The organism is candidate division TA06 bacterium, from assembly GCA_004376575.1.
Classification (GTDB): domain Bacteria; phylum Hydrothermota; class DG-26; order E44-bin18; family E44-bin18; genus E44-bin18.
The window spans coordinates 1-4,358 of the sequence record SOJN01000102.1 but is presented as its reverse complement, the minus strand read 5'-3'; the positions used below and the strand labels follow the sequence as shown (position 1 = coordinate 4,358).

At 50.7% G+C, this 4,358-nt stretch carries 5 protein-coding genes; 2 read left to right on the top strand and 3 right to left on the bottom strand.

The genetic code is table 11. The features are described 5' to 3' along the window. The first annotated feature begins 465 nt into the window (after positions 1 to 465). Both E3J62_08965 and E3J62_08960 read left to right on the top strand, forming a co-directional pair. On the top strand, positions 466 to 738 hold the full coding sequence (locus E3J62_08965; protein TET44952.1) for a BrnT family toxin: 273 nt from the start codon (positions 466 to 468) through the stop codon (positions 736 to 738). After that, positions 725 to 940, top strand: a complete 216-nt coding sequence (locus E3J62_08960) for a hypothetical protein (protein ID TET44951.1) — start codon at positions 725 to 727, stop codon at positions 938 to 940. The genes E3J62_08965 and E3J62_08960 overlap by 14 nt, the downstream gene beginning before the upstream one ends. A 210-nt stretch (positions 941 to 1,150) precedes the next feature. On the opposite strand, the gene icd is transcribed toward E3J62_08960, so the two are convergent. The 3 genes from icd to E3J62_08945 are packed head-to-tail and all read right to left on the bottom strand — an operon-like array spanning position 1,151 to position 4,218. Continuing rightward, positions 1,151 to 2,461 carry an isocitrate dehydrogenase (NADP(+)) gene (gene icd, locus E3J62_08955; GenBank protein ID TET44950.1) on the bottom strand — a complete coding sequence of 437 codons (1,311 nt, stop codon included), beginning with the start codon at positions 2,459 to 2,461 and terminating at the stop codon, positions 1,151 to 1,153. A gap of 12 nt (positions 2,462 to 2,473) precedes the next feature. Beyond that, positions 2,474 to 2,971, bottom strand: coding sequence for a 3-isopropylmalate dehydratase small subunit (locus tag E3J62_08950; protein ID TET44949.1), 498 nt, complete (start codon positions 2,969 to 2,971; stop codon positions 2,474 to 2,476). Further along, positions 2,968 to 4,218: a 3-isopropylmalate dehydratase large subunit gene (locus tag E3J62_08945; GenBank protein TET44948.1), complete on the bottom strand. Its 1,251-nt coding sequence runs from the start codon at positions 4,216 to 4,218 to the stop codon at positions 2,968 to 2,970. Before E3J62_08945 ends, E3J62_08950 begins: the two co-directional genes overlap by 4 nt. Between the last annotated feature and the right edge of the window lie 140 nt (positions 4,219 to 4,358).

The following is a 4,358-nucleotide window of genomic DNA, read 5'->3' as shown; positions in this document are numbered from 1 at the left end:
GGGCGTTTCACGGCCCCTCGTTTCACGAGGAGAGTATCGAAGGGACTCCGTGCTTCGGCGGAGTTTATGCTGAGCGTAGCGAAGTGCTCAGGATGACGAGACCACCCACATTTTTCAGATTCTAATTTTTCGAATTTGAGGAACTTATGGATCTAATACGCTTGTGTTTCGACCCGGTGAAATCTATGGTTTTGTCAACAGACTCTTGACAAATGTCTTTTTGAAATAAGCTGCAGCTTACGTCGCCAAGGAGAACCCAAAAGTCAAGTAGACCCACCTCGGCCGAACTCACCTTAGAATCCCTGTTTGTAGGGGGTTCCCATTTTTATTGAAAAGGGGGAGCAAAGAGAATATAATAATTTCGCCAAAGATCTGATATCGGTTTTTCGATTTGTATTCCGTATTGTACGCACGCAACTCCGCTACGGCCGTTAGAGCGCCCATGTAAAAGAGAGCCAAATGGCTTTGACCTTCGAATGGGACAAGAGAAAAGCTGCTTCAAATCTCAAAAAACATGGGGTCTCATTCGAAGAAGCTGCTAGTGTTTTCGGAGACCCTTTGTCCCTGACAATTGCTGATCCAGATCCCTCCGATGATGAACTCCGGTCCATCATCGTTGGTCAATCGTATCGCGGTCGGACCTTGGTTGTCGCTCACACGGAAAGAGGTAATAACATCCGCCTAATTAGCGCCCGTCTAGCAACGGGGCGTGAGAGAGAGACTTATGAAGAAACATAGGAAAAAGCTCCGGGAGCCAGTAATGCGTGAGGAGTACGATTTCTCGAAGGGGATTCGTGGCAAATATGCCAAGCGCTTTGCTAAGGGGAGTAATATTGTGGTTCTTGACCCTGATGTAGCCGAAATCTTCTCAACTGCAAAGTCAGTAAACGACGCCCTTCGAACCTTGGCAGAAATCGCCCGCAAAAAACCAAACGACTAGCGGACTGAAGCCCAACGCGAAGTCCCACGCGAAGCCCGGCGGAGCTAGGGACAGCAGAGTCGGGGAGCCACGGAGGGTGAAGTGGGGAACCCATGCAAGCGCGCTGGGCGCGGAGACCGCGCCCCTACAGGGAACAGTTGGTAAAAGGTGAAAATGGCGCACCTCTAGGTTCAGAGATGCCCCGTATGTTTCCAGAAATGGTCTTCGACCTTACATATTCTTTACAATCGCCTTTGCGTATTCAGAGCACTTGATGGGCTTCACACCGCCAGGCATAACTCTTGCTAAATCATAAGTTACCCGCTTCTGTTCAATCGTTTTCTCAATAGCATTTTCAATCAGGTCACCCGCTTCATGCCATTCCAGGTATCTAAGCATCATAACGCCTGAGAGTATGAGAGAACTGGGATTCACCTTGTCCATTCCCCTGTACTTGGGAGCCGACCCGTGAGTCGCCTCGAAGAGGCCGATCACATCACCAATGTTGGCGCCAGGAGCCATGCCCAGGCCTCCAACCTGCGCTGCACACGCATCGGAAAGATAGTCGCCATTCAGGTTCGGGAGGGCGATGACATCATACTCGTTAGGCCGGATGAGAACCTGCTGGAACATCTGGTCAGCAATCCTGTCTTTGACCACTATCCTATCGCCGGGATCTCCGGGCTCCTTTCCCCCTCTCAATTCGGCAAATGCTCCGGGCTTTGTTATTGGGGTTACCCCATCATCAGCTTTCATCTGGTCCCAGAGCTCGTCTTCAGTTATCACCTTATCTCTGAACTCTTCAACGGCCAGCTCATATCCCCAGTCCTTGAAGGCTCCTTCTGTGAACTTCATGATGTTTCCCTTGTGGACAAGCGTGACGCTCTTGCTGCTCTTGTCTACTGCGTATTTCATTGCCTTCCTGACGAGTCGCTTCGTCCCGGTGATGGATATGGGTTTTACGCCAATGCCTGAGTCCTCCCGGATTTTTGTGCCCATTTCCGTGTTCAGGTAGTCAATTACCTTCTTCACCTCAGGAGTGCCTTGCTCCCACTCGATTCCGGCATAGACATCTTCAGTATTCTCTCTGAAGATGATCACTTTAAGCTTCTGTGGTTCACGAACTGGCGCAGTCCCGCCGTAATAGCGAACAGGACGAACACAGGCATAAAGGTTCATCCTCTGACGCATGGACACGTTGAGGCTCCGGTAACCACCAGCTACTGGTGTTGTCAGCGGTCCCTTTATGGCCACGACGAAGTGCTCAATAGCCTTGTATGTATCAGCGGGAAGGACCTCGCCGTACTTCTCGGCTGCCTTCTCCCCGGCGAATATCTCCATCCAGATAATCTTCTTCTTGCCTTCGTAACCCTTCTCAATGGCGGCGTTCCACACAACTTGAGAGGCACTCATGATGTCTGGCCCTATCCCGTCGCCTTCTATGAAAGGGATGATCGGATTGTCCGGGACTTTGATCTTTCCGTCCTCAACTTCTATCTTTGTCCCTTCCTCGGGAACCCCCACTTTGTCAAACTTAACCATGCTTTCTCCTGGTTATACCTGAAAATCTCCATGCTTCGCGATGTGAGCCACCAGACCGCCGTCCGTAAGAATCCTTATCATCACAGGCGGAAGGGGTTCAAACTTGAGAGTCTCACCCTTTGTAACGTTTGTTACTGTCCCTTCCTGCAGATCGACCGCTATCTCATCGCCGGTCTCTATTCCGGTCGTGTCACACTCGAGTACGGGCAGACCGACATTGATCGCGTTTCTGTAGAATATCCTGGCAAAGCTCTTGGCAATAACTCCATTTGCGCCTGCCACTTTGATTATCTTGGGAGCGTGTTCTCTTGATGAGCCGAGACCGAAGTTTCTGCCGCCCACCACAAAGTCTCCCTTGTTCACCTTTGACGCGAACTCTGGATCAGCATCCTCAAGCACATGTTTGGCAAGTTCAGGTAGATTTGACCTGAGATGGAAATACCTACCGGGACATATCAGGTCTGTCGAGATATCATCTCCGAACTTCCATGCCTTTCCCTCAAGTATCATAGAACCTCCCTGGGATCCGCTATTTCGCCTTTCAACGCAGAGTAAGCTGTTGTTGCTGGTGAGGCCAGGTATATCTCCCCTTCAGGGTTACCCATCCGCCCCTTGAAGTTTCTGTTCTGGCTCGTGATGCACCTCTCTCCGTCTCCCAGAGCGCCTTCATGTACACCTACACATGGTCCACATCCAGGAGCAATAATGGCCGCGCCAGCGTCGACAAAAATGCTGATGTAGCCCTTGTCCAGAGCCTCTTTGAAGACCTTCTTTGACGCGGGACACACAATGAGGCGGACGGCTTTTGCTTTCGTCTTCCCTTTTAGTATTCTGGCAGCCACCTCGAGGTCTTCCAACCTTCCGTTTGTGCAGGTTCCGATGTACGCCTGCTGGATTTTGACTCCCTCGGCTTTTGAAATGGGCCTGACATTGTCCACGGTGTGGGGAAAAGATACTTGAGGTTCTAACTTCGTAACATCTATGTCAATTGTCCTTTCGTATTTCGCATCTTTGTCTGGACCTATTTCTATGAACTGGTCTCCCCTATCCATCAGCTTAAGATAGGCTTTTGTTGTCTCGTCAGTCGCTATGAGCCCGACTTTGGCTCCTGCCTCAACAGCCATGTTTGAAAGTGTAAACCTGCTGGACATAGACATCTGCTCGACGACAGGGCCGCCAAACTCAAGAGCCTTGTACGTCGCACCATCGGCGCCAATATCGCCGATAAGAAAGAGTATCAGGTCTTTGGAGTAGACCCCTTTTGTCAACTTGCCGGTGTAGTTAATTCTGAATGTGTCAGGGACGCGCAGCCATGTCCTTCCCAGAGCCATGCCAATGGCTATATCTGTTGACCCCATGCCTGTGGCAAAAGCACCCAGCGCTCCAGGAGTGCATGAGTGTGAGTCTGCTCCTATGACTACATTTCCTGGACTTACGAAATCTTCCACGAGCCGCTGATGGATCACACCCTCCCCCACGTCGGATAAGTTGCAGCCAGTCTCCTGGGCGAATTCCCTCAAAAGCATGTGGTCGTTAGAAAGCTCCTTTCTCGGACTCGGCGCGGCGTGGTCTATGAAGAGCACGACCCCCTTGGGGTTCTTCACCGGCATCTTCAGCTTCCTGAATTCCCTGACAGCTAGAGGACCAGTCCCGTCCTGCGTGGCTACCACGTCAACAGGGCTGATAACTATTTCACCAGCATGGACTTCGCGGGATGTTTTCAGGGAAAGTATCTTTTCTGCGAGGGTCATACCCATTTGCCAATCTCCTTTCGTGGCTTTGAAGAAAGGACGGACATTTTAGACCAGACTCCCCCGACTGTCAACTGTAAACGTGGCAGACTGTCATTGCAAATAGAAAATGTCAGGTTCTTTGCAAATTAAAAATGTCAGTAATT